This is a genomic window from uncultured Granulicatella sp. (assembly GCF_963521425.1).
Lineage (GTDB): Bacteria > Bacillota > Bacilli > Lactobacillales > Aerococcaceae > Granulicatella.
On record NZ_CAUQUN010000008.1, the window covers coordinates 23,036 to 45,344 of the forward strand.

Below are 22,309 nucleotides of genomic sequence, written 5' to 3' on the forward strand. Positions count from 1 at the left end.
TTGACTTATCTCCTTAATAAACTTACAATATAGTTAACTGGTAATGACCAGTAGACGTTACATGATTTCGAAAGGAGGAAAGAACATGGTAGAAACTGAACAAGTGCCACTTTATTCCAAACTTAGCTTTGACTTAATAGAATATATTACGACACATGGACAGGTTCACCAAAAAATGTTGTCGGAAAGAGAAATCTGTAAAGAATATGGAGTTAGCAGAACCACTGTCCGTACGGCATTAAAAGAGTTAGAAACATTAGGCTACATTTATAAACGCCATGGAAAAGGCACTTTTATTTCTAGTCAATGGAAAGAACGTCAAAATTTACTAGAAGGTTACAGTTTTACAGAACAAATGAAAGAATTAGGGAGAACTCCTTCTACTATCATTACAGCTTTTCATTACTATAAAGCTGATAGTTATATTGCTCAGCAATTAGGAATTCAAGTAGGAGAATATATTTATCGACTCAAACGTATTCGATTTGCAGATGGTATTCCAATGATGAAAGAGACAACCTTCTTACCCGCTAGACTATTCCCTAACCTCACACAAGAACAATTACAAAATCGTTCTTTATATGAAGTTTTCTCAGATGATTTTCAACAAAAAATCAATTATGCAGATGAAGAATTTTCAGCGAGTATTTTAACAAAGGATGAGGCACCTATATTGGAAGTCCCAATGCATGCTGCTTGCTTGCGTTTAAAGAGGACAAGTGTCAATAGCGAAAATCATGTGATTGAGTTTACATTAAGCGTTGCTAGAAGTGACCAGTTCTTTTATAAAGTTCGTTATCATAGAAATACACATTAAACAATCAAACATGGGAGGTTTTGAAATGTTTCAATTTTCAAAAGAACAACTAGAAGCACTAACTGCGGAAATCACAACTCGTGAGATTCGTCAACAACCAGAATTATGGCAGGAAGCATTTGACTATTATGCAGAAAACTTAGATCGTATTCAAACGTTCTTAAAATCATTACCACATGAACGTTATCGCGTAATTTTCACTGGTGCTGGTACATCTCAATATGTAGGAGATACAATTTTACCTTATTTAAAACGTCATGGTCGTGAAGATCGTTTTGAATTCCAATCAGTAGGAACAACTAATTTAGTGAGTAATCCATTAGATTATTTCAAAGCAGACATTCCTACAATTTTAGTATCTTTTGCACGTAGCGGTAATTCTCCAGAAAGTTTAGCCAGCGTTCAATTAGGACAACAAATTGTCAAAGACTTCTATCAAATTACCATTACTTGTGCTCCAGAAGGAAAATTAGCTCTAGCAGCACCTGGTGATGACCGTAATTTATTACTAATGATGCCTGCTCGTTCAAATGATGCTGGTTTTGCAATGACTGGTAGCTTTACTTGTATGACTTTAACAGCTTTATTAATTTTTGATGAAGGACATTCTGTTGAAGAAAAAGCTGCATTTGTAACAGCTATTCGTAAAATGGGAGAAAGTGTTTTAGAACGTGAACATGTATTACAACAATTTGTGGACTTAGACTATAATCGTGTGATTTATCTTGGTTCTGGTCCATTAGCAGGTCTAGCTCGAGAAGTACAATTGAAAATCTTAGAATTAACAGCGGGTAAAATTGCAACAATTTATGATTCATCTATGGGATTCCGTCACGGTCCTAAATCATTCGTTGACTCTCGTTCATTAGCATTTGTATTTGTTTCAAATGATGCTTATACACGTCAATACGACTTAGACATTTTAGAAGAAATGTATGGAGACAGCATCGCACCTCTAGTATGTGCAGTCGGAGTATCTGTAGAAAGTAAATATGAAGGAACTAGCTTTGATTTTGCAGAAGAATTTTCATCTATTCCAGATGCTTACTTAGCTCTTCCATATGCTATTTTTGGTCAAACGATTGGTTTACTATCTTCTATTAAAGTTGGAAACAAACCAGACACACCTTCTCCAAGCGGAACAGTAAACCGTGTTGTAAAAGGTGTAACAATCCATCCGCTAAACATTCAATAAATATAAATTCATAAATGATTTAAAGGAGGGATATTATGACTACTTATATTTATGCAAAACAATTTTATTTTGAAAAAAAAGTAAAAGGTCCTGGGTATTTACCAATATTAGATTCTGGAGTATTCGGAGAGTTTCAAGAAGAAAAACCAACGGACGGTTCTATTGTAGACTATTCGGCTTATAGCATTGCACCTGGTCTTGTTGATACACATATTCATGGATATAAAGGCGCAGATGTAATGGATAATGATGTAGAAGGCTTAAAAACTATTTCTGATGGTTTACCTAGTTGCGGAGTTACTTCTTACTTACCAACTACTTTAACAGCTTCTAGAGAATTATTAAATGATGTCTGTCAAACAATCGGAGACAATGCAACGTCAATTCCTGGAGCTAAAATTAGAGGGATTTTCTTAGAAGGGCCTTTCTTTAGTGAAATCCATAAAGGGGCTCAAAATCCTAAATATATGGGGGATCCAAAAACAGAAATTTTAGATGAATGGCAACAAAAAGCAAATGGTTGGGTGAAGAAAATTGCGATTGCTCCTGAACGTGATGGAGCCGTTGACTTTATCAAACATGCTGTAAAAGAAGATATCTACGTTGCCTTAGCTCATACAGATGCAACATATGAAGAATGTAAAAATGCAGTTGAAGCAGGTGCAAATATTTTCGTTCATACTTATAACGGCATGCGAGGACTTCACCACCGTGAACCAGGTGTAGTTGGAGCAGCCTTAACTCTTCCAAATGAATTTGATGTGTTTGACGAATTAATTTGTGATGGTCACCATGTTCATCCAGTTGCTGCGAATATTGTCATGAATTGTTGCGGTCGACACCGTACAGCTTTAATTACAGACTGTATGCGTGCAGGTGGATTAGGTGAATGCGAATCTACATTAGGAGAATTTGACGTTATTGTAAAAGAAGGAACAGCTCGATTAAAACATAACGGTAGCCTTGCTGGAAGTATTTTAGAACTAATCCAAGGAGTACAAAATGTTGTAAAATGGGGAATTGCAACTCCTCATGAAGCTTTATTAATGGCTAGTTTAGTCCCTGCAAAATCAGTTGGAATTGATGATGTTTGTGGACATCTAAATCCAGGATACGCTGCAGACTTTATCGTATTAGATGACGACTTACAATTACAAGCTACTTATTTAGACGGTAAAGCTTATTTTGAAAAATAATAAAAGTTAGACAGAGAAATTAAGGCGTGAGAAATCCTTAAAAACAAGTTTAGGAGTGTTAAATATGTCAAAACATACAGTTACAAAAGGAAAATACGAACATTTACGTCGTTTATCAAATGAAAATCATGTCATCGGTGCATTAGCTATCGACCAACGTGGTTCTCTTAAAAAAATGATTGCTGCTGGAAATCCAGACCAAACAGGTGATGAAGGAATTATTCATTTTAAAGAATTAATTTCTGAAGAATTAACAAAATATTCAAGCTCAATTTTATTAGACCCAGAATACGGGCTACCAGCTGCAGAAAAAAGAAATGCAGATTGTGGATTATTAATTTCATATGAAAAAACAGGTTATGATGCTACTGAAGTTGGACGCTTACCTGATTTATTACCAATCTGGTCAGCAAAACGTATTAAAGAAATCGGTGCAGATGCTGTAAAAGTATTACTATACTATGATATTGATGAAGATCCAGCCATTAACGATATCAAACATGCATGGGTAGAACGTGTTGGTAGTGAATGTACTGCTGAAGATATTCCTTTCTTCTTAGAAATCGTTTCTTATGATGCAAGTAATGAAGATGTAAAATCTGCTCATTATGCAGGCTTAAAACCTCATAAAGTAAATGATGCGATGAAAGTATTCTCTGATCCTCGTTATCAAGTAGATGTCTTAAAAGTTGAAGTTCCTGTAAATATGAACTTTGTAGAAGGCTTTACAGCAGAAGGTGTTGAACCAGTTTATACTCGTCAAGAAGCTTTAGCATACTTCAAAGAACAATCAGAAATCACTCACTTACCATTTATCTTCTTAAGTGCTGGTGTATCTGCATCACTATTCCAAGAAACTTTACGCTTTGCTCAAGAAGCAGGTTCTAAATTTAATGGAGTATTATGTGGACGTGCTACTTGGAAAGATTCAGTTGCAGTTTATGCTAACGAAGGAGACGACAAAGGTCGTGAATGGTTAGCTTCAACTGGTCGCAAAAATATTGAAGACTTAAATGTTGTATTAGATGAAACAGCTACTTCATGGTTAGATCGTGTAGAAGTAAAATAAGTTAATAAACAATAAAAAAGGTTGGAGTTATTCTCCAGCCTTTTTTAATTGGTTTTTATTTTTCATTCTCAGTTTTTGAATCCACTCATACAATACAATTAAAATATATCCTATTGAACCTAATTCAATTAATAATATACTTAATTGTATGTTCGTCCATAAATATACTCCGAAGAAAAAGATGGAATAAGCTAAGATTTGTCTAACGCTATCTGGTGCTTTTCTTTTAATATACCATTCACAAAATCCTTCATGATATGAACGGCTAACATTATAATCTTCACGTAGTTCTCTATACCACTCTCTCATTCCATTCACCTACTTTTGATATTTGTTGTATTATACACAATTCTTATAACGTTTTCAATAGGATAATCTAGTATTCTAGCATAAAAAACCACCTAGCCAAGGCTAGGTGGTCTCCATTTAAGTTCTATTTTTATGCTAAAGCATCATCCATAGATAAGATTTCGTGGAATACACGTTGAGTTAACTCAGCTTTTTGTTCTGGAGTTAAATATTTAGTGTTTACACAGTATCCAGAGATACGTACGATAACGTCTTCACCTGATAAGATTTTATCTTTAACATCGTTTAAGTCCATTACGTTTAAGTTAACGTGTTGACCGCCGCTTTCGAAGTATCCGTCTAAGATTGCTACTAAGTTATCTACTTGTTCATCACGAGTTTTACCTAAAGCACGAGGTGAAACTTGAGTTGTTAATGAGATACCATCAGCTGCATAACTGAAATCTAAGCTTGATAATGATTTCAAGTTATCTAACCAACCACCTTTAGCTTTGTTAGATGGGTTAGCACCTGGTGAGAAGAATTCAAGTTTAGACAAGTTCACAGAACCATCTTCGTTGAGGTATACACCTTTGTGGACTGGTGAGTTACCAGTTTGTTTAGAGTAAGCAACGTTAGATGTGATTGTCAAAAGTGATACAGTAGCTTCTGCGTCTTTGTAAAGTTTGTGGCTACGTAGACGAGTTGTGTAAGCTTCGATCAACCATTCTGCCAATTCGTTTGAACGTGGGTCATCTTCACCCCAACGTGGGTATTCACCGATTGTTTCGTAATCGTAGATGTAGCCATTTTCGTCACGGATTGGTTTAACTGTAGCGTATTTGATAGCTGACAATGTATCAACAGTGTTAGCAAATCCACAGATACCGAATCCCATGTTGGCACGTTGTTTAGTTGGCAAGAAGGCCATTTGAACAGCTTCGTAGTTGTACTTATCAGTCATGTAGTGGATGATGTTCAAAGCATCTACGTAAGTGTCAGTCAACCAGTCAAGAGATTTTTCAAAGTTCGCTTTAACTGATTCGAATTCAAGAACTTCGTCACGGATAGGATCGATGTCAAATACTTTGTAGTCTTTGTGAACATCGTCGTAACCACCGTTCAAACCAGTAAGAAGGGCTTTCAGAACGTTTACACGAGCACCGAAGTACTGGATGTTGTGACGTTGTTCTTCGTTTTCTGGGTCAAGTGGAGACACACAGCATGAGATACAGCTCATTTCACCATATCCGTCTTTAGCCATTGTTGTTACACCTTCGTATTGGATAGAAGAGTGTTTGTGGCTCATGTGCATACAGTAGCGACGGAAGTTGTATGGCAATTTGTCAGTCCAAAGAACTGTCAAGTTTGGTTCTGGAGAGTTACCGATGTTGTCAAGAGTGTTCAAGAAACGGTAGTCCATCTTAGTAACACGGTGACGACCGTCGTTACCCATACCAGCCATAGAAGTTGTGATGAAGGTTGGGTCACCTGAGTACAATTGGTCATAAGCTTTTGTACGAGCAAATTTAACTGTACGAAGTTTCATAACGAAATCATCAACGAATTCTTGGATTTCTGATTCAGTAAATGTACCACGAGCAAGGTCACGTTCTGCAAAGATGTCCAATACGATTGGCACACGACCTAGAGATGTAGCAGCACCGTTGATAACACGGCAGACAGCCATGAAGGCAATGTTTACCCATTGGATAGCTTCTTTAACGTTCATCGCTGGTTTACGAACATCAACTCCGTATAAGTCACCTAAGCGAACAACTTGTTGTAATGCTTGGTATTGTAAGCTGATTTCTTCACGTAAACGAGTTGTTTCTTCATTGATTTCTTCAATTGAGTTCCAGTCGTTTAATTTTTCTTGCATTAAGTAGTCTGCACCATATAAAGCAAGACGTGCGTAAACACCGATAATACGTCCACGTGAGTAAGCATCTGGAAGACCAGTTACAGTGTGAGCGTGGCGAGCACGACGAATGTTTGAAGTATAAGCACGGAAGATACCATCGTTAACTGTTGTTACATATTTTGTAAAAATTTCGTGAACAGCCGGATCTGGTTCATATCCATTTTCTTTCAAAGTAGTTTCCGCCATACGGATACCACCTTTTGGCATGAAGTTCAATTTGAACAATTCATCATTTTGGATACCGTAGATTACTTCGTTTTCTTTGTCGATATATCCAGCAGGAATATCAGCAATAGAAGTTGGACGAGTGTCCATTGGGAAACGAGTTGCTTCATAGTGAGCTTTAGTTTCTTCTACTACTTTTTTAATGTGTAGTGAACGTTCTGTTGGCCCAGCAAGGAAGCTTTCATCTCCATCATAAGGTGTGTAGTTAGCTTGAACGAAGCGAGATACACTTGCTTTTTCTTTCCAATCTACACCCTTGAAGCCTTCCCAAGCTTTTTCAAAAAGTTCTTGGGATTCTACAACTGCTTTATTAACCATTTATTTTCCTCTTTTCTTTTGGGTTTTGTTTTTGTTTTTCTTTTAACAAGCACATTATACATCGTTTCTCAATAATTATCAATGGAATAATCACAAAAATCTGTACTATTTTTTCACATAAGTGATATTTAATACAAGCAGTTTGTTAATTTTTTATAAAGAAAAACTATTAAAAAGCCTATATTTAAAGCTCTCCACCTTAAAATAACTAATTTTCAACAAAATAGAACACCTTGAACTAACTGTATTAATACAGTTTAGTACAGATAAGATTTATAAAATATTTGTATTCATCTGTTAAAATTATTATTATTTAAACCATTCAATTTCAAAAAAGCTTGATTCAACTGTATCCGCTTGCATTTTTCCTTTTATTATTTAATAGAATCATTTAAAAATTATTGATTCTCAACTATTTTTTACAGTATAACTTTTTACTGTTGTAATACATCCTGTGATTTTTTCAACGACTTAAAAACAAACTAAAAAAGGAGGATGGAAAAACCATCACCCCTATAAATAATTTCTATCTCTTAATAAAGATTTTAGTCAACAACAACAGCAGTACCAGATGCCATTACCATTAACATACCACCTGTTCCTACTGTCTCAGCATCTATTTTCACTCCGACAACAGCATTCGCTCCCAAATTAGCTGCACGTTTTTCTAATTCACGAAGAGCATCTTCACGAGCTTTTAATAATTCTTCTTCATACCCTTGAGAACGGCCACCAAAGAAATCACGAAAACTTGCTCCAAGGTCTTTTAATACATTTACCCCTGAAATGACTTCTCCAAAAGCAATTCCCTTATATTCAACAATATTATGTCCTTCAATTGTTGGTGTTGTTGTAATAATCATCCTAACCACTCCTTTGTGATTTTTTTATCAATTTTATTATACACCCAGTTTATCCCGTAATCAATGGGAGAATCCAATTAACCCATCCCCAACTTATCGGTATTACGATGAGCATTGCGGGAATCATATCGGCTACTGGAAACATTTTAACCTTAATGATTCGAAAGCCTGTTGCTAACATAATCATGCCACCACAAGCTCTAAAATCCGCTAACATCACCGGATTGGTCAAAGGTAAAATTTGTGTCCCAAATAAATATAGCGAAAAGAACGTTATAAATTGTGGTACTGCCACTAATGAAACAACATATCCAACATTACAAGCAAAAATAGCAGCCGTGAAAAAATCTAGAATAGATTTTGCAATTAAGATACTATGATCTCCTGTCATTCCAGAATCAAGCGAACCATAAATTCCTGTTCCACTAAAACAAAATAATACGATTACTGTTACTAATTGCATCAAAAATTCTTCCTGACTTAATTCCCCATGACCTCCACTGCTAAATCTCGCTACTGGACGTTCCAGTAATTGTCCCAATTGATTGATTCTTAATCCTACTTTACAAGATATTCCCACAATCGTTCCTATAATCATAGATAGAATGACTGCTGAAATATTTTTTACTAATCCTATGGAAGTGATTCCTAGCATCATAGCAGATAATCCAAAAATTAAATTTAATTGTGTTTTGATTTCCGAAGGAATTTTATGTCCGGCAAACCCACCAACAATTCCTCCTAATAAAATGGCAAATGAATTGATAATAATTCCTACTGGCATACAATCTCCTCAGCTTGATAATTTTTCTATTCATCCTACCATTATTCAAAAATTGATGCAATACTTCTTAATCAACATAAGTTTCTAAACGATAATTCCCTGCCGTAAAGAATACAAGTGCCATCACTAATACCATTGGAATGCCTGGAAGTAATTCTTGACGATCAATGATTTGAACAAACCAATAAACTGGACTAAAATGAGCAGCAATGTCGATTATCCCAGACTGAAATAGTTTTGGTGCCATTCCAAGTCCCGCAAGGAAAAGGGTTCCGAAAACTCCTACTTGTTGTGCCATCATTGGATTTTTAAAAATTCTAAATAAAAATAATCCTAGACTCAAACTATAAATAATTCCACTTGCAACTAATAAACAAACGTTAAACCAATTTGGAATTCCTACATTCATCACTCTATCCATAAAGAAAATTATAAATAAATTCGCAACAAACATCACTACAAAGTAAGCTCCCAAAAAGCTCTTTGTAATCCACGCATTCGAACGTGGTGCTAATAATGAACGTTTTAATACATAATTTTTCTTAAAGGTAATTAAGTCAAACGAAATAGAAGATACATTAAACAAAATATAAAACATCACTAACAATAGCAATAACACATAGCTTACAGTTGTTGCATTTTTTTCTTCAAAATGAACGAGTTGATTTTCACTTTGCTTGAATAATTCTCCCTTTTCTAATATGCCTTCTTTTTGAAGAGCTGTATCAACTAATTGTTTTTGCAAGATTCCTTGCATATCCTGTTCTAATAAAACTTCTTTTTGTTTTTGACGACTGTACACTTCCATCTGTTTTTTTTGTCCATTTCCTAAAGATTGCACAAAATTTTTAGGAACAACATATACGCTTCGAATATATCCTTTTTCTAACTCGTTTAGAGCTCTTTCTTTATCTGTATAAAAAACATTTTTCGAATATAAACTTTCTAATTCTTGTTGAAACTCTTCATTTCCTTCTTCCAATACAATTGCTAATGAAGGAGTGGATGAAGAAGTATTTGTGCTGTTTTTATTTGTACTCGATAATTGAATGAATACCATAAAAAGTGTCACTATTGTTGGAAGAATCACCATTTGACCTATCAATGCTGGACTCTTTACGATTCTTTTAATATGAAAGCCTATCCCTCTTAATAAATCCATCAGTATTCCTCCCTTCTTTGTAAACAACGAATTTGTAATTCAGTAATCAGTAAAGCCACGATGACGATTACAACATAGATGATTATAAAATCTCCTACCGATTCTTGTTGCATCATACGAATGATTGGTTCAATCAATACTCTTCTAAATGGATTATCTCCAAACCAATGGAACATTGGACTCATTTTATCAAGTGGAATAGCTCCTGAAAAAAGAACAAATCCAAGTGAGATAATAGAAGAAAATATTCCTAATGTTTTCTCCGTAATAAAAATACTTACAAATCCTGCTATCGAAAGCATCGCAAATAGTTGAATGGCTAAAATTCCTGCAATCCCAAATAGATTACCGTTAAAGGTTGATGGATTAATCACCTTCCAACTTCCTACATATAATAAGGTGAAAATATAAAATTGTATAAAATTCGAGATGAATCCATATGTTTCTCTTTGCCGAACACTAAGTGGTAATAATTTCACTCGTTTATTTAATCCACTTAATTCAGGCTTCACAGCACCTGCCACCACTATTGATAAAACCATGGACCAAATCATCGTTAATTGCGCAGTAGAAAAGTATTGCTCGCTTGTTAGCATTCGACTCGTTTGATAATCATTTCTTTGATAGAGTTCTGTAGTAAGAACCTCATTTGTTTTTTGAAGAATTTGCGTAGACAATACAGCTGCTGTTGCATCATCCACTTGTTTTTTATTCTTCACCAATTCTTTCAATTCCACTTGCTCTAATAATTGACCTGTAATATTTTTCAAAATGATTTCATACGTCAATTGATTACTAGTTGAAACTTTTGATTTCTTTTGTATTTGAATCGGATTTGTTTGCTGTCCTTCCGATACAGTTTTGGAAAAATCTGTTGGAATGGTAGCAATTAATTCTGCCTTTTCTTTATCCGTTGTCATGACAATGATTTCTCGTTCATTCAATTGTTCAAGTGCTTTTTGGACAATATTTCCTAACACTTCTTGATCTTGATTTTCCACATATAATAATGTATCTACTTTATTCGGTTTACGTTCAATGACATTTTTCCCTGAAAAATTAATAAACAGTCCTATTACTAAAGGCGCTAATACAATCATAAAAAACTGCATATGAAACTGTTTGAACATCATCTGAAGATTTGCTTTTAAAAAATACCAAAATTTCATATTACTCTCCTTTAATCTCGTAATGCTTTTCCTGTTAATTTCAAGAAGGCTTCCTCTAATGTTGTTTCATTGACTGAAACTTTTTTAATGACTAAGTGATTTTCTTCTACTAAAGAAATAAATTTCATCATAGAGTAAATCGAACGATCCACGACTAAATTCATTTGACGATTTTCAACCGTTACTTCTTGAATACCATTTTCACTATCTAGCACCACTTGCTCGAATCCTTGTGGAATACGATCCAGTACTACTTCAATAGAATACGTTAAACCTACTAATTCTTTCACATATTCTTTTGTTCCATATGCCACTTCTTCTCCAAGATCCATAATAAATACACGGTCACATAATGCTTCCACTTCTTCCATATAATGCGAAGTGTATAAAATAGTTGTTCCTTGTTGATTTAAAGTTTCTAAAAAGTCAAAAATATGCTGTCTCGATTGTGGGTCAACACCAACCGTTGGTTCATCTAAAATTAAAAATTCTGGTTGATGTAAGAGTGCAATCCCAATATTCAATCGTCTCTTCATCCCACCTGAAAAAGTTTTTACCTTTTCTTTTTTCTTTTCTTCTAAGCCAGTTACTGCTAGAATTTCTGCAATTCTCTCTTTTAACGTATTCCCATATAAGCCATATAGTCCACCAAAATACGTTAAATTATCAACTGCATTTAATTCTTCAATAATCGCTAATTCTTGTGGAACGACTCCTAATTTTTGTCGAATCGTCAACGCGTCTTCTTTAATCGAACGCCCATCAATCAAGACATCTCCTTGATCTGTTTTCTTTAATCCAGTAATAATATCAATTAGGGTTGATTTACCAGCACCATTAGGCCCTAATAATCCAAAGCATTCCCCTTTCATAATTTCAAAAGATACTTGATTTAATACTTTTTTTTCATCAAATGATTTTGTAATAGATTGAATTTCAACGTATGCCATATTTGTTCTCCTTTATCAGTTAGTACTCATTAATGTAAGAAAAATTTATAAACGACAAGAGCTAAGAGTATTCCTAATATGACGATTACAATTTTTTCTTTTCCTTTTTGATAAGTCATCATACTCTCTCTTCCCTTCTCTTTACTGTATCCTTATTATACAAATTATTCCTATCCCCGCCTACTGACTTTCGTCACCAACTAAAATGACTTTAGTCATTTTTTTCAATACAAAAAAAGTGAGAAAAAACATTTTTGTTTCTTCCCACTTTTACAAATCCATAGATTCTATTCTTCTGGTTTATTCATTTTCTTTTGCGAATGAGCAGGTTTTGCAAAAATCATTCTCCCTGCTGCTGTTTGCAACGCACTTGTTACAATAACTTCGAGTTCTTGATTCATATAATGCTGACCATCTTCAACTACAATCATTGTTCCATCATCCATATAAGCAACCCCTTGTTGCCTTTCAGTTCCAGCTTTAATCACTTGAATTTTCATCATTTCCCCTGGAATCACAACAGGTTTAATCGCATTTGCTAATGCATTAATATTGAAGACAGGAACATTTTGAAATTCACTAACTTTATTCAAATTATAGTCATTCGTAATGATCACTCCATCAATCGCTTTAGCTAATCGAATTAACTTACGGTCAACTTCAGTAATATCATCATAGTCTCCATCATATGTTTCAACAGGAACTTTTGATTCTTTTTGTAAAGCATTTAAAATATCTAATCCTCTACGACCACGAACTCGTTTCACACTATCGGAACTATCTGCAATATATTGTAATTCATTCAGTACAAATACTGGAATGACTAACACTCCTTCTAAAAATCCTGTTTGCGCAATATCATAAATTCGTCCATCAATAATCACGCTAGTATCCAAAATTTTGTACTTATGGAAAGCATCATCCACTTTTCTTTCAAGCACTTGAGGCTCTTCTGTTTTTTTCTTTAAACTCAATAATTTATGAAAGTCTCCTCTGCGACTTGTTCCAATATAAAATCCTAAATATCCAAAAATAATACTCAATACTACTGGTGCCACTTGTGTAATAGCCGGTATTTGTAAATTTGTTAGTGGTAAACTAATAAATGAAGCAACTACTAATCCAAGCAACATCCCTAATAATCCAAAGACTAAATACGTAACAGATAATTGATTCACTAATTTTTCTAATTTTTTAAATCCTGTCATGATAGGTTTTGTTAATACTAATGAAATAAAAAAGAAAATAATAGCTCCAATCACTACACTAACCACAGCAGAATTTAACCATTCATTTGAAATCCCTATTAGTTCCCAAAATGATGGTAAATAGGTCACTCCCAAACTACCGCCTACAATTACAAAGATAAGGCTGATCATTCGTTTGGCAAAAAGTTGACCTTTAAAAGATAAATCCATTTTATTCTCCCTCCTTATCTAATAAAGTTTTAAAATGCTTTTTGAATAGCTTCTTTCACAGAGGAAACTCCAATAACTTCAATTCCATTTGGGAATTCCCATCCATCAATATTATTTTTCGGAATAAAAATTCGTTTGAATCCTAATTTTTGTGCTTCTCTCACACGGTCACTAATACGATTTACACGACGAATTTCTCCAGTTAAACCTATTTCCCCTACGAAACAGTCATCTACCGCTGTTCCTTGTTCTTTATAACTCGAAACAATACTCATTGCAATCGCTAAATCAATTGCGGGTTCATTTAGTTTCAAGCCACCAGTTGATTTAAAATAAGCATCTTGATTCTGTAGCAATAATCCTGCCCTCTTTTCCAATACTGCCATTAGTAGCGCTACTCGATTATAATCTAGTCCACTTGTTGTTCTTCTAGCATTTCCAAATACTGCTGGAGATAATAAACATTGAACTTCTGCTAATATTGGACGACTACCTTCTAGTGATACAACAATTGCTGAACCGGTTGCTCCTTTTAACCGTTCCTCTAAAAAAACTTCTGACGGATTGATGACTTCTTTTAATCCATCTTGCATCATCTCGAATACGCCAATTTCATTAGTTGAGCCAAAACGGTTTTTCACCGAACGTAAAATTCTAAAACTATGGTGTTTTTCTCCTTCAAAATACAATACAGTATCCACCATATGTTCCAACATTCTAGGACCTGCCAAAGCTCCTTCTTTTGTCACATGCCCTACAATAAAAATTGCAATTTGATTTAACTTTGCTAATCTCATCAATGTTGCAGTAGATTCTCTTACTTGAGAAACACTTCCTGCAATTCCTGTTGCTTGTGGATGAGCCATTGTTTGAATTGAATCAATAATGACATAGTCTGGTTTAATTTGTTCGACTTGTGTCACTACAGCTTGTAAATCTGTTTCCGGATAAATATAAAAACCGTCTGCTTGCATCCCTAAACGCTCTGCACGCATTTTTACTTGCGCAGCACTCTCCTCACCTGAAACGTATAAAACACTGCCTCCTGCTTTTTGTAATTGACTCGATACTTGTAATAATAAAGTAGACTTCCCAATTCCAGGGTCTCCTCCAATTAGTACAAGAGAACCAGGAACTACTCCACCACCTAATACACGATCTAATTCTTGCATTGAAGTTTCTACACGCTTTACACGTTCATAGGCAACTTGATCAATACGCAGTGGTTTTGCACGATTTTCTTCCTCAGAATGACTCACTAAAGATTGTTTTTTAGTACTACTTGTAGCAACTTCCTTATATTCTTCCATTGTACTCCATTGTCCACAATTCGGACATTTCCCTAAATATTTAGGAGAAACATACCCACATTCTGAACATAGATAGCTAACGGTTGCTTTTGCCATAAAAACTCCTTTCTAACGAACACCTGATGAACCAAATCCACCCGTTCTTTCATTCGCTTCTTCTACATCATCTTCATCTGCTTTCAAGAATGAATGGAAAATTCCTTGACCAATACGATCACCTTTTTGGATTTCCTTATCAAATAATCCAAAATTCAATAATTGGAAATAAATATGTCCTTCATTTCCTTCATTATTATAGTAATCACTATCCACAACTCCTACCCCATTTGGTAATACTAAGAAGTGTTTTAATGGATTACTAGAGCGATTTGCTAATTGTAAGTATTCATCTTCTTGCATATACGCTTTAATTCCTGTAGGAACTAAAATTGGTTTTAATACTTTTTGTTCTTTTTCTAATTCTGCTTCTACTACCTCTCTATCACTACGGTAAACCCATTGTTTTAATTGAACAGCACAATATTTAAAAATCATCTTCCAAATACTTGGTAATACAATTGTTTCTGCTGCTTCAAAATCATATCCTGCTGAATGTTTTGTAGAACGTTTTGGGATATTAATCCCTTTATCTTGATAACTAGTAATAATTTCAAATCCACGTTTTTTTTCCATTTCATCACCTTTTCTAATCATATTATTCTCTTCTATCATAACATTCAAAGCGTAAAATTACACTAGAAGTCCCTTCATTTTTTACAAAACCTTATATCATAATAATAAATTATTCAGCAACTTGCACAAAAATGAAGAGGATTTTTTAGGCAAGGGGACTGTAGGTTTTGAAAGCTTTTTCATGTATAATGAATTTATCCAATAAGAAACAAAGGGGAATTATAAAATGGTACAAATTGAATTAAATCATATTCACAAAAAATACGACAATGCTGATTTCTATTCAGTAACAGACTTTAACTTACATATCAAAGATCGTGAATTTATCGTATTCGTAGGACCTTCTGGATGTGGTAAATCTACAACATTACGTATGATTGCTGGTTTAGAAGATATCTCTGAAGGTGAATTAAAAATTGGGGACACTGTAATGAATGATGTTGCTCCTAAAGATCGTGACATCGCAATGGTATTCCAAAACTATGCCTTATATCCACATATGAGTGTTTATGATAATATGGCATTCGGGTTAAAATTACGTAAATATGACAAAGCTGAAATCGACAAACGTGTTAAAAATGCAGCTGAAATCTTAGGATTAGCTCAATACTTAGATCGTAAACCAGCAGCTTTATCAGGTGGACAACGTCAACGTGTGGCTTTAGGTCGTGCAATCGTTCGTGATGCTAAAGTATTCTTAATGGACGAACCTCTATCAAACTTAGATGCTAAATTACGTGTTGCCATGCGTGCAGAAATCGCTAAATTACACCGTCGTTTAGAAACAACTACTATTTATGTAACACACGACCAAACTGAAGCGATGACAATGGCTGACCGTATCGTTATTATGAAAGACGGTATCGTTCAACAAATCGGTTCTCCTCAAGAAGTTTACAACACTCCAAACAATGTATTCGTAGCTGGATTCATTGGATCACCAGCAATGAACTTCTTCAAAGTAACATTACAAGATGGCGTAATTTCAAACGGTAAAGGTTTATCTTTACAATTACCATTAGCTAAGCAAAAATTATTAGAAGAAAAAGGATACAATGGTAAAGAATTAATCTTCGGTATCCGTCCAGAAGATATTAAAGGTTCACAAATTGTTCTTGAAACATATCCTTCATCTTCTGTAAAAGCTGAAGTTGTTGTATCAGAATTATTAGGTGCTGAAACTATGTTATATACTAAAGTAGATGACACTGAATTCGTATCTAAAGTGGATGCTCGTGACTTCCACAACCCAGGAGAAATGGTTGATTTAGCATTTGACTTAAATAAATCACACTTCTTCGATGCAGAAACTGAAACAGTTATTCGTTAATGCAAACTCAAAAAAGAAAGCTCCCTAAAAAGGGAGCTTTCTTTTATTAATCTTCATTCAAAAAATCGGCATTTTCTAATTGTTTACTATCGATAATCGCCACTAACATAACATTGTCTTGAATTTCAAAATCCGCACTTAACTGAGTTTTTAACGGTGCATTTTCTTCTTGGCGATAGCCAATTAGGTTTAAATCATATTGTTGACGTAAATGTAAATCTTTTAATGATTTTCCAACCCATGATGATGGTGGATAAAATTCTACTAAGGAGATATTTTCATCTAATGAAATTACATCTGATAATTTATGATGCAAGATATTTTTAGCAACTCGAATTCCTGTTTCTTTTTCAGGATTAATAATTCTTGTGGCTCCCATTTTCATTAAAATTTCTGTTGAAGTTTTACTTTTAGCTTTTGCTACAATTTTTGGAACTCCTAATTTATGACAATGCATCACTGCTAAAATACTCGCTTCTAAATTACTTCCTGTTGCAATGACCACTACATCACAATCACTAATTCCAATCTCTTCTAACACATGATAATCTGTAATATCCGCAATAACTCCCTTTGTAATATAAGGTTCCATGCGATTCACATTTTCTTCTTGACTATCTACTGCAATAATATCACAGTCATATTGACTTAGTTGTTTTGCGATCGTTGTACCAAATAAGCCTAATCCTAAGATTCCTACTGTTTTTGTCATAATTAATCCTACTTTCTATCCAATTAATAATGGAGCTTTCGCATATTTTATTTTTAAGTCTTGTTTCTTACGATTTGAGAAACTTAATAATACCGTTAAAGGTCCAATTCTTCCGATAAACATTAAAATCATAATGATAATTTGTCCAATCATCGATAAAGTCGGTGTTAAATTAGCCGTTACTCCTACTGTACACATAGCAGAAATCGTTTCAAATAATGTATATAATAATGGAGCTTGTGGATCTGTGATACTTAACAAGAATACACTACTTAATGTTAATACTGTAAAGATGATAAAAATCATTAATGATTTTCTAGCCACTTCATAAGAAATCGTATGATGTCTAAAATTAATGGACTTCTTCTCATAAATTTCTGAGCGAATAAATAATAAAACGACTAATACAGTTGTTGTTTTAACACCACCAGCAGTTCCGCCTGGAGAACCTCCAATAAACATTTGAATACAATAGAGTAGTAAAGTGGATGGATTAGCTTTTGTATAATCAATACTTGCAAATCCTGCTGTTCTCATGGTTACAGTTTGAAAGAAACTAACTAATAATTTCTGCCCAAAATTTAAATTTCCGATTGTATCGGGATTATGCCACTCTGTAATAAGAGTTAATACAGTTCCTACCACTAAAATCCCTAATGTTAATAAAATAACCACTTTTGTATGATAATGTAATCTTTTATAAAATGTCTTATGATATTTATTATTTTGAGAACGACGATAACATGAAATAGAATTTTTCACATCAAACCAAACTGCAAAACCAATACCACCTAATATAATTAATGCTGAAATAACAATTGATAATAATGGGTCTGTTGCATAATCAACCAAACTATTACTTCCTAAATTATCAAATCCAGCATTACAAAAAGCAGAAATCGCAAAAAATATTGAAGTAAATATCCCTTTACCGACTCCTAACATCGGAATAAATCGATAAGAAAACAAAATAGCTGCTATTCCTTCAATGATAAAAGTATATTTAAAAATCGTACGTAAGTAATCTTTAAAATCCTTTGTATCATCTCTGTTCAAACTATCTTGTAGCGCTAAACGATCAGTTAAAGATAGTTTCTTTCCTGAATCAAAGAAGAAAAAAGCAATCATACTCATTAACCCAAGCCCACCAATTTGCATTAATAGCATACAAATCATTTGACCAAATGTATTATAAGTAGTAGCAACTGGTTGAGTAAATAATCCAGTTACACAAACCATAGAAACTGTCGTAAACAAATGATCAAAATATGTTGCCTGTGAAGTATCTAATTGTGAGATAGGTAAGTTTAATAATAAAGAACCCACTAAAATAACAATAGCAAAACTAGCTGCTATTCTTTTAGGAATGGATTGTTGAAATAAAAAACGAATCATTTAATTCCTCCATTAATGATAAAAATCTATTCTTGAAAATTATAATGCTTTTCAAAAAAAAAAGCGATAAAATAAATGAAATTTTATCCAAATGTTTAGTATAATACTAACGTAAGCTTTTTAAAGGAGATTTATATGAATATTACTATTATTAGTGTTGGGAAATTAAAAGAAAAATATCTGAAACAAGGAATAGATGAATATGCCAAACGATTAGGGAGTTATTGTAAACTACAACTAATTGAAGTCCCAGATGAAAAAGCTCCAGAAAATCTAAGTGAAAAAGAAATGGAACAGGTCAAAGATAAAGAAGGAGAAAAAATTCTTGCTAAAGTAAAAGATTCTGATACCGTTATCGCTATGGCAATTGAGGGAGATTTAATTAGTTCAGAACAATTAGCTGAAAAGATTGAAAATTATGGAATAAATGGAAAAAGTTCTATTATTTTCATTATTGGTGGTTCACTTGGACTAAGTGATACTGTTAAAAAACGTGCGAATGCTAAAATTTCATTTGGTAGAATTACTCTTCCTCATCAATTAATGAGACTAGTTTTAGTAGAACAAATTTATCGTTCTTTCCGAATTACTGCAGGGCATGCCTATCATAAATAATTTTTTATAAATATAATAAAATCTATAAATTTATTTCATAATTTCTTCATAATCTTCCTCTATACTTTAGTCATTCCCAAATAAGAATATTTATCCTCCCAAAATAAATATTTCTAATCCTTTTTTCCACCGATGAAAATCGGTGGTTTTTATTTATCAAACTTTGTGATTTTCTTAACAAATGATAATAAAAAAAGCTGTGGAAAACTTATCCACAGCCCTTTACTCATTCAAGAATTTATTGAGCAACAATATTCACAGTTAATGTTGCTTCTACATCATGATGTAATTTTACTGGTACTCTTGCAAATCCTAGAGCACGAATTGGTGCAGCTAATTCAAATTTTCGACGATCTAATGATACATTAAATGTTTTATTGAATTCTTCTGCAATTTGTTTTGCTGGAATAGCTCCAAATAAACGACCATCTTCACCAGCTTTTGCTTTAATCGTTACAACTGTTTCTTCTTTTTCTAAGAATTCTTTTAATTCTTTTGCTTTTGCTAATAATTCAGCGTTATGTTTTTCTTCAGCTTTCTTTTGACCTGCTAAAGTTGATAAGCTAGCCGTTGTAGCTTCTTTTGCTAAACCATTTTTAATAAGGAAATTTTGTGCATAGCCATCTGCTACGTTTTTTACATCTCCTTTTTTTCCTTTACCTTTAACATCTTGTAGAAAAATAACTTTCATTTTTCTTACCTCCTATAAATCTATATCATTTCCTAATTCAGAAATCACTTCTTTTAATTGAATAACAGCCTCTGCAATCGTAGTATCACTTAATTGAGTAGCTGCATTTGAGAGGTGTCCACCACCACCCATTTTTTCCATTACACGTTGTACATTTTTATTTCCTAAACTTCGACCACTAATACCAATACGTCCATCTTCACGTTTTGTAACAACAAATGAAGCATCAATATTTTCCATTGAAAGCATCATATCTGCTGTTTGTGCAGCTACCACTGTTGGATAAGGAGTATCTTCTTCTCCTTGTACAATACCAATATTATTTTCTAATAAAATTAATGAATTTAATAAATGACTTCTTAATAAATAAGTTTCAACATTTTCTTTCAATAATCTTTGAATTAATATTGTATCGGCACCAACTGATTTTAAATAACTTGCTGCATCAAAGGTTCTAGATCCTGTTCTTAAAGTAAAATTCCTTGTATCTACAATAATACCACCTAACATGGCAGTTGCTTCAATTGGTTGAATACTTTCTACATTATCATTTTGATATTCAAATAATTCTGTAATCAATTCACCAGTTGAAGAAGCATATGGTTCAATATAAACTAATACTGGATTTTTAGGAAAATCTTGGCTTCTTCTATGATGATCAATGACAACAATTTTATTTGCTTGCTCTAATACCTCAGGAGCAGCAGCAATTACTGGGCGACTAACATCCACCAATATGACTAATGTAGTTGACGTTAGTTTTTCTAAAGCTTCTTCAGGAGAAATAATATCATCTCTTAAATCTTCTTTTTCTTGAATCACATCCATCAATTTATGGATATCATGTGAATATTGATTTTCATTCGTCACAATCCAAGCTTTTTTATGATTCATATTTGCGATTCTTCGAATTCCTAAACAAGCTCCAATTGCATCCATATCTGGGAACTGATGTCCCATTACAATAATTTCAGATGCCTCTTCCATCAAATCTTTTAATGCTTGAGAAACCATTCTAGCTCTGACTCTTGTACGTTTTTCCATTGGATTTGATTTTCCACCATAGAAACGAGCATCCTCATTTTGAGAACGAACTACTACTTGATCACCACCACGTCCTAAAGCTAAATCTAAGTTAGCTTGAGCATACGAAGCAATTTCTGGATATTTTACATCATTATTATTTTTATCAGCATAGGAGAATCCCATACTAACTGTTAATGGAAAATTTTGTTTTGCTGTAGTTTCACGAATCTTATCCATAATATCAAATTTTTCTTTTTCCAAAGTTTCTAATGATTTACGATTTAAAAATGCAATAAATCGATCCTCGTCCACTCTTTTCATAAAGATATTATGATTGATAGCCCAACTAGATAATTGATTCGTTACGAAATTATTTAAATTTGATTTTCTTCTATCATTTAATGACTGGGAAACTTCTGAAAAATTATCTAAAAATATTTGTCCAAATACAATTTGTTCTTCATGATATTTTTCCTCAATACTTGCATATTCTGTAATATCCGTTAAATATATCATTCGAATATCTGGATGTACGATTACTTGGTATTTTTTATCTATATGAGTAAAAATATCATTTTCTTTTTGATTTTGAATTTGTCTTTTTACTTGATAATATAATCGTTCATTTAATTCCTTTAATGGAATCCCGATAACATCCTTTCTCTGGAGTTTTTTCTGAAGATAAGGATTTATCCATGTAATATTTTCATTCATATCATATAAAATCATACCTATTGGCATTTTTAAATAGGCATCTTGCTCACCTTTACGTATTTTGTAAGCTAAATCAATTGTATATTGATTTATTTGTTTACTGATATGCTGAACAGAAAAATACACTAATATGGCAAATAAACATAACCAAAATAGAAATATAAATCCTAGCCATATATGAGTCGCAAAACTCATGACACATAGAATAGTTAAAAGGATTATAAAGGATCCTCCATAATATTTTACAGAAGGAATCTTTAGATAAGATGGAAGTTTTTCATACCATTCTTTAAAATGATTCAACATATGTTTATCACCATCTTTCTATATACATTTTAACATATTTTAAAGCTAAGGAATACCCTTCATACTTTTTCAAAATGTTTCACGTGAAACATTTACTACTCGGACATCAGAGGGAAACTTCTAATGTTTCACGTGAAACATTTTGATATAAAAAAGGACT

At 33.3% G+C, this 22,309-nt stretch carries 20 protein-coding genes; 6 read left to right on the forward strand and 14 right to left on the reverse strand.

From position 1 onward, the window contains the following. Positions 1-85: 85 nt before the first annotated feature. The 4 genes from RWO76_RS03335 (at position 86) to lacD (ending at position 4,277) form a co-directional block, all read left to right on the forward strand. Positions 86-817, forward strand: a complete 732-nt coding sequence (locus tag RWO76_RS03335) for a GntR family transcriptional regulator (protein ID WP_314354284.1) — start codon at positions 86-88, stop codon at positions 815-817. Between the two features lie 25 nt (positions 818-842). Then, complete coding sequence (locus RWO76_RS03340; protein ID WP_314354285.1) at positions 843-2,012, forward strand: SIS domain-containing protein; 1,170 nt, start codon at positions 843-845, stop codon at positions 2,010-2,012. 35 nt (positions 2,013-2,047) lie between these two features. Further along, the gene (gene nagA / locus RWO76_RS03345; protein WP_314354286.1) at positions 2,048-3,208 is read left to right on the forward strand and encodes an N-acetylglucosamine-6-phosphate deacetylase; all 1,161 of its coding nucleotides are present in this window, start codon (positions 2,048-2,050) and stop codon (positions 3,206-3,208) included. 64 nt (positions 3,209-3,272) lie between these two features. Beyond that, the gene (lacD, locus tag RWO76_RS03350; RefSeq protein WP_314354288.1) at positions 3,273-4,277 is read left to right on the forward strand and encodes a tagatose-bisphosphate aldolase; all 1,005 of its coding nucleotides are present in this window, start codon (positions 3,273-3,275) and stop codon (positions 4,275-4,277) included. Positions 4,278-4,304: 27 nt separating this feature from the next. Here lacD and RWO76_RS03355 read toward each other — a convergent pair whose 3' ends face one another. The 10 genes from RWO76_RS03355 to RWO76_RS03400 form a co-directional block, all read right to left on the reverse strand. Continuing rightward, positions 4,305-4,586, reverse strand: a complete 282-nt coding sequence (locus RWO76_RS03355; protein WP_314354289.1) for a hypothetical protein — start codon at positions 4,584-4,586, stop codon at positions 4,305-4,307. A 130-nt stretch (positions 4,587-4,716) separates the two neighbouring features. Continuing rightward, positions 4,717-7,032: a formate C-acetyltransferase gene (pflB, locus tag RWO76_RS03360; protein ID WP_314354290.1), complete on the reverse strand. Its 2,316-nt coding sequence runs from the start codon at positions 7,030-7,032 to the stop codon at positions 4,717-4,719. Between the two features lie 545 nt (positions 7,033-7,577). Further along, a complete protein-coding gene (locus RWO76_RS03365) occupies positions 7,578-7,895 on the reverse strand; it encodes a heavy metal-binding domain-containing protein (RefSeq protein ID WP_314354291.1) in 318 nt (105 codons plus the stop codon). Between the two features lie 49 nt (positions 7,896-7,944). Continuing rightward, on the reverse strand, positions 7,945-8,679 hold the full coding sequence (locus tag RWO76_RS03370; RefSeq protein WP_314354292.1) for a DUF554 domain-containing protein: 735 nt from the start codon (positions 8,677-8,679) through the stop codon (positions 7,945-7,947). 67 nt (positions 8,680-8,746) lie between these two features. Next, a complete protein-coding gene (locus tag RWO76_RS03375) occupies positions 8,747-9,841 on the reverse strand; it encodes an ABC transporter permease (protein ID WP_314354293.1) in 1,095 nt (364 codons plus the stop codon). After that, positions 9,841-11,010, reverse strand: a complete 1,170-nt coding sequence (locus RWO76_RS03380) for an ABC transporter permease (protein ID WP_314354294.1) — start codon at positions 11,008-11,010, stop codon at positions 9,841-9,843. The genes RWO76_RS03375 and RWO76_RS03380 overlap by 1 nt, the downstream gene beginning before the upstream one ends. A gap of 11 nt (positions 11,011-11,021) precedes the next feature. Further along, a complete protein-coding gene (locus RWO76_RS03385) occupies positions 11,022-11,960 on the reverse strand; it encodes an ABC transporter ATP-binding protein (RefSeq protein WP_314354296.1) in 939 nt (312 codons plus the stop codon). 287 nt (positions 11,961-12,247) lie between these two features. Next, a complete protein-coding gene (locus RWO76_RS03390) occupies positions 12,248-13,378 on the reverse strand; it encodes a PIN/TRAM domain-containing protein (protein WP_314354298.1) in 1,131 nt (376 codons plus the stop codon). Between the two features lie 29 nt (positions 13,379-13,407). Further along, on the reverse strand, positions 13,408-14,784 hold the full coding sequence (gene radA / locus RWO76_RS03395) for a DNA repair protein RadA (RefSeq protein ID WP_314354299.1): 1,377 nt from the start codon (positions 14,782-14,784) through the stop codon (positions 13,408-13,410). Between the two features lie 12 nt (positions 14,785-14,796). Next, on the reverse strand, positions 14,797-15,360 hold the full coding sequence (locus RWO76_RS03400) for a dUTP diphosphatase (protein WP_314354328.1): 564 nt from the start codon (positions 15,358-15,360) through the stop codon (positions 14,797-14,799). A 226-nt stretch (positions 15,361-15,586) separates the two neighbouring features. On the opposite strand from RWO76_RS03400, the gene RWO76_RS03405 reads away from it, so the two are divergent. Further along, a complete protein-coding gene (locus tag RWO76_RS03405; protein WP_314354300.1) occupies positions 15,587-16,690 on the forward strand; it encodes a sn-glycerol-3-phosphate ABC transporter ATP-binding protein UgpC in 1,104 nt (367 codons plus the stop codon). Between the two features lie 46 nt (positions 16,691-16,736). Here RWO76_RS03405 and RWO76_RS03410 read toward each other — a convergent pair whose 3' ends face one another. Both RWO76_RS03410 and RWO76_RS03415 read right to left on the reverse strand, forming a co-directional pair. Beyond that, entirely contained in the window at positions 16,737-17,402 is a 666-nt protein-coding gene (locus RWO76_RS03410) for a TrkA family potassium uptake protein (RefSeq protein WP_314354301.1), read from the reverse strand. Positions 17,403-17,417: 15 nt separating this feature from the next. Further along, on the reverse strand, positions 17,418-18,797 hold the full coding sequence (locus tag RWO76_RS03415) for a potassium transporter TrkG (RefSeq protein ID WP_314354303.1): 1,380 nt from the start codon (positions 18,795-18,797) through the stop codon (positions 17,418-17,420). A gap of 135 nt (positions 18,798-18,932) precedes the next feature. Between RWO76_RS03415 and rlmH the strand changes: the two genes are divergently transcribed. Further along, a complete protein-coding gene (gene rlmH, locus RWO76_RS03420; RefSeq protein WP_314354304.1) occupies positions 18,933-19,412 on the forward strand; it encodes a 23S rRNA (pseudouridine(1915)-N(3))-methyltransferase RlmH in 480 nt (159 codons plus the stop codon). Between the two features lie 238 nt (positions 19,413-19,650). Here rlmH and rplI read toward each other — a convergent pair whose 3' ends face one another. Both rplI and RWO76_RS03430 read right to left on the reverse strand, forming a co-directional pair. Then, entirely contained in the window at positions 19,651-20,103 is a 453-nt protein-coding gene (rplI, locus tag RWO76_RS03425) for a 50S ribosomal protein L9 (RefSeq protein ID WP_006703121.1), read from the reverse strand. A 12-nt stretch (positions 20,104-20,115) separates the two neighbouring features. Next, positions 20,116-22,149: a DHH family phosphoesterase gene (locus RWO76_RS03430; protein WP_314354305.1), complete on the reverse strand. Its 2,034-nt coding sequence runs from the start codon at positions 22,147-22,149 to the stop codon at positions 20,116-20,118. Between the last annotated feature and the right edge of the window lie 160 nt (positions 22,150-22,309).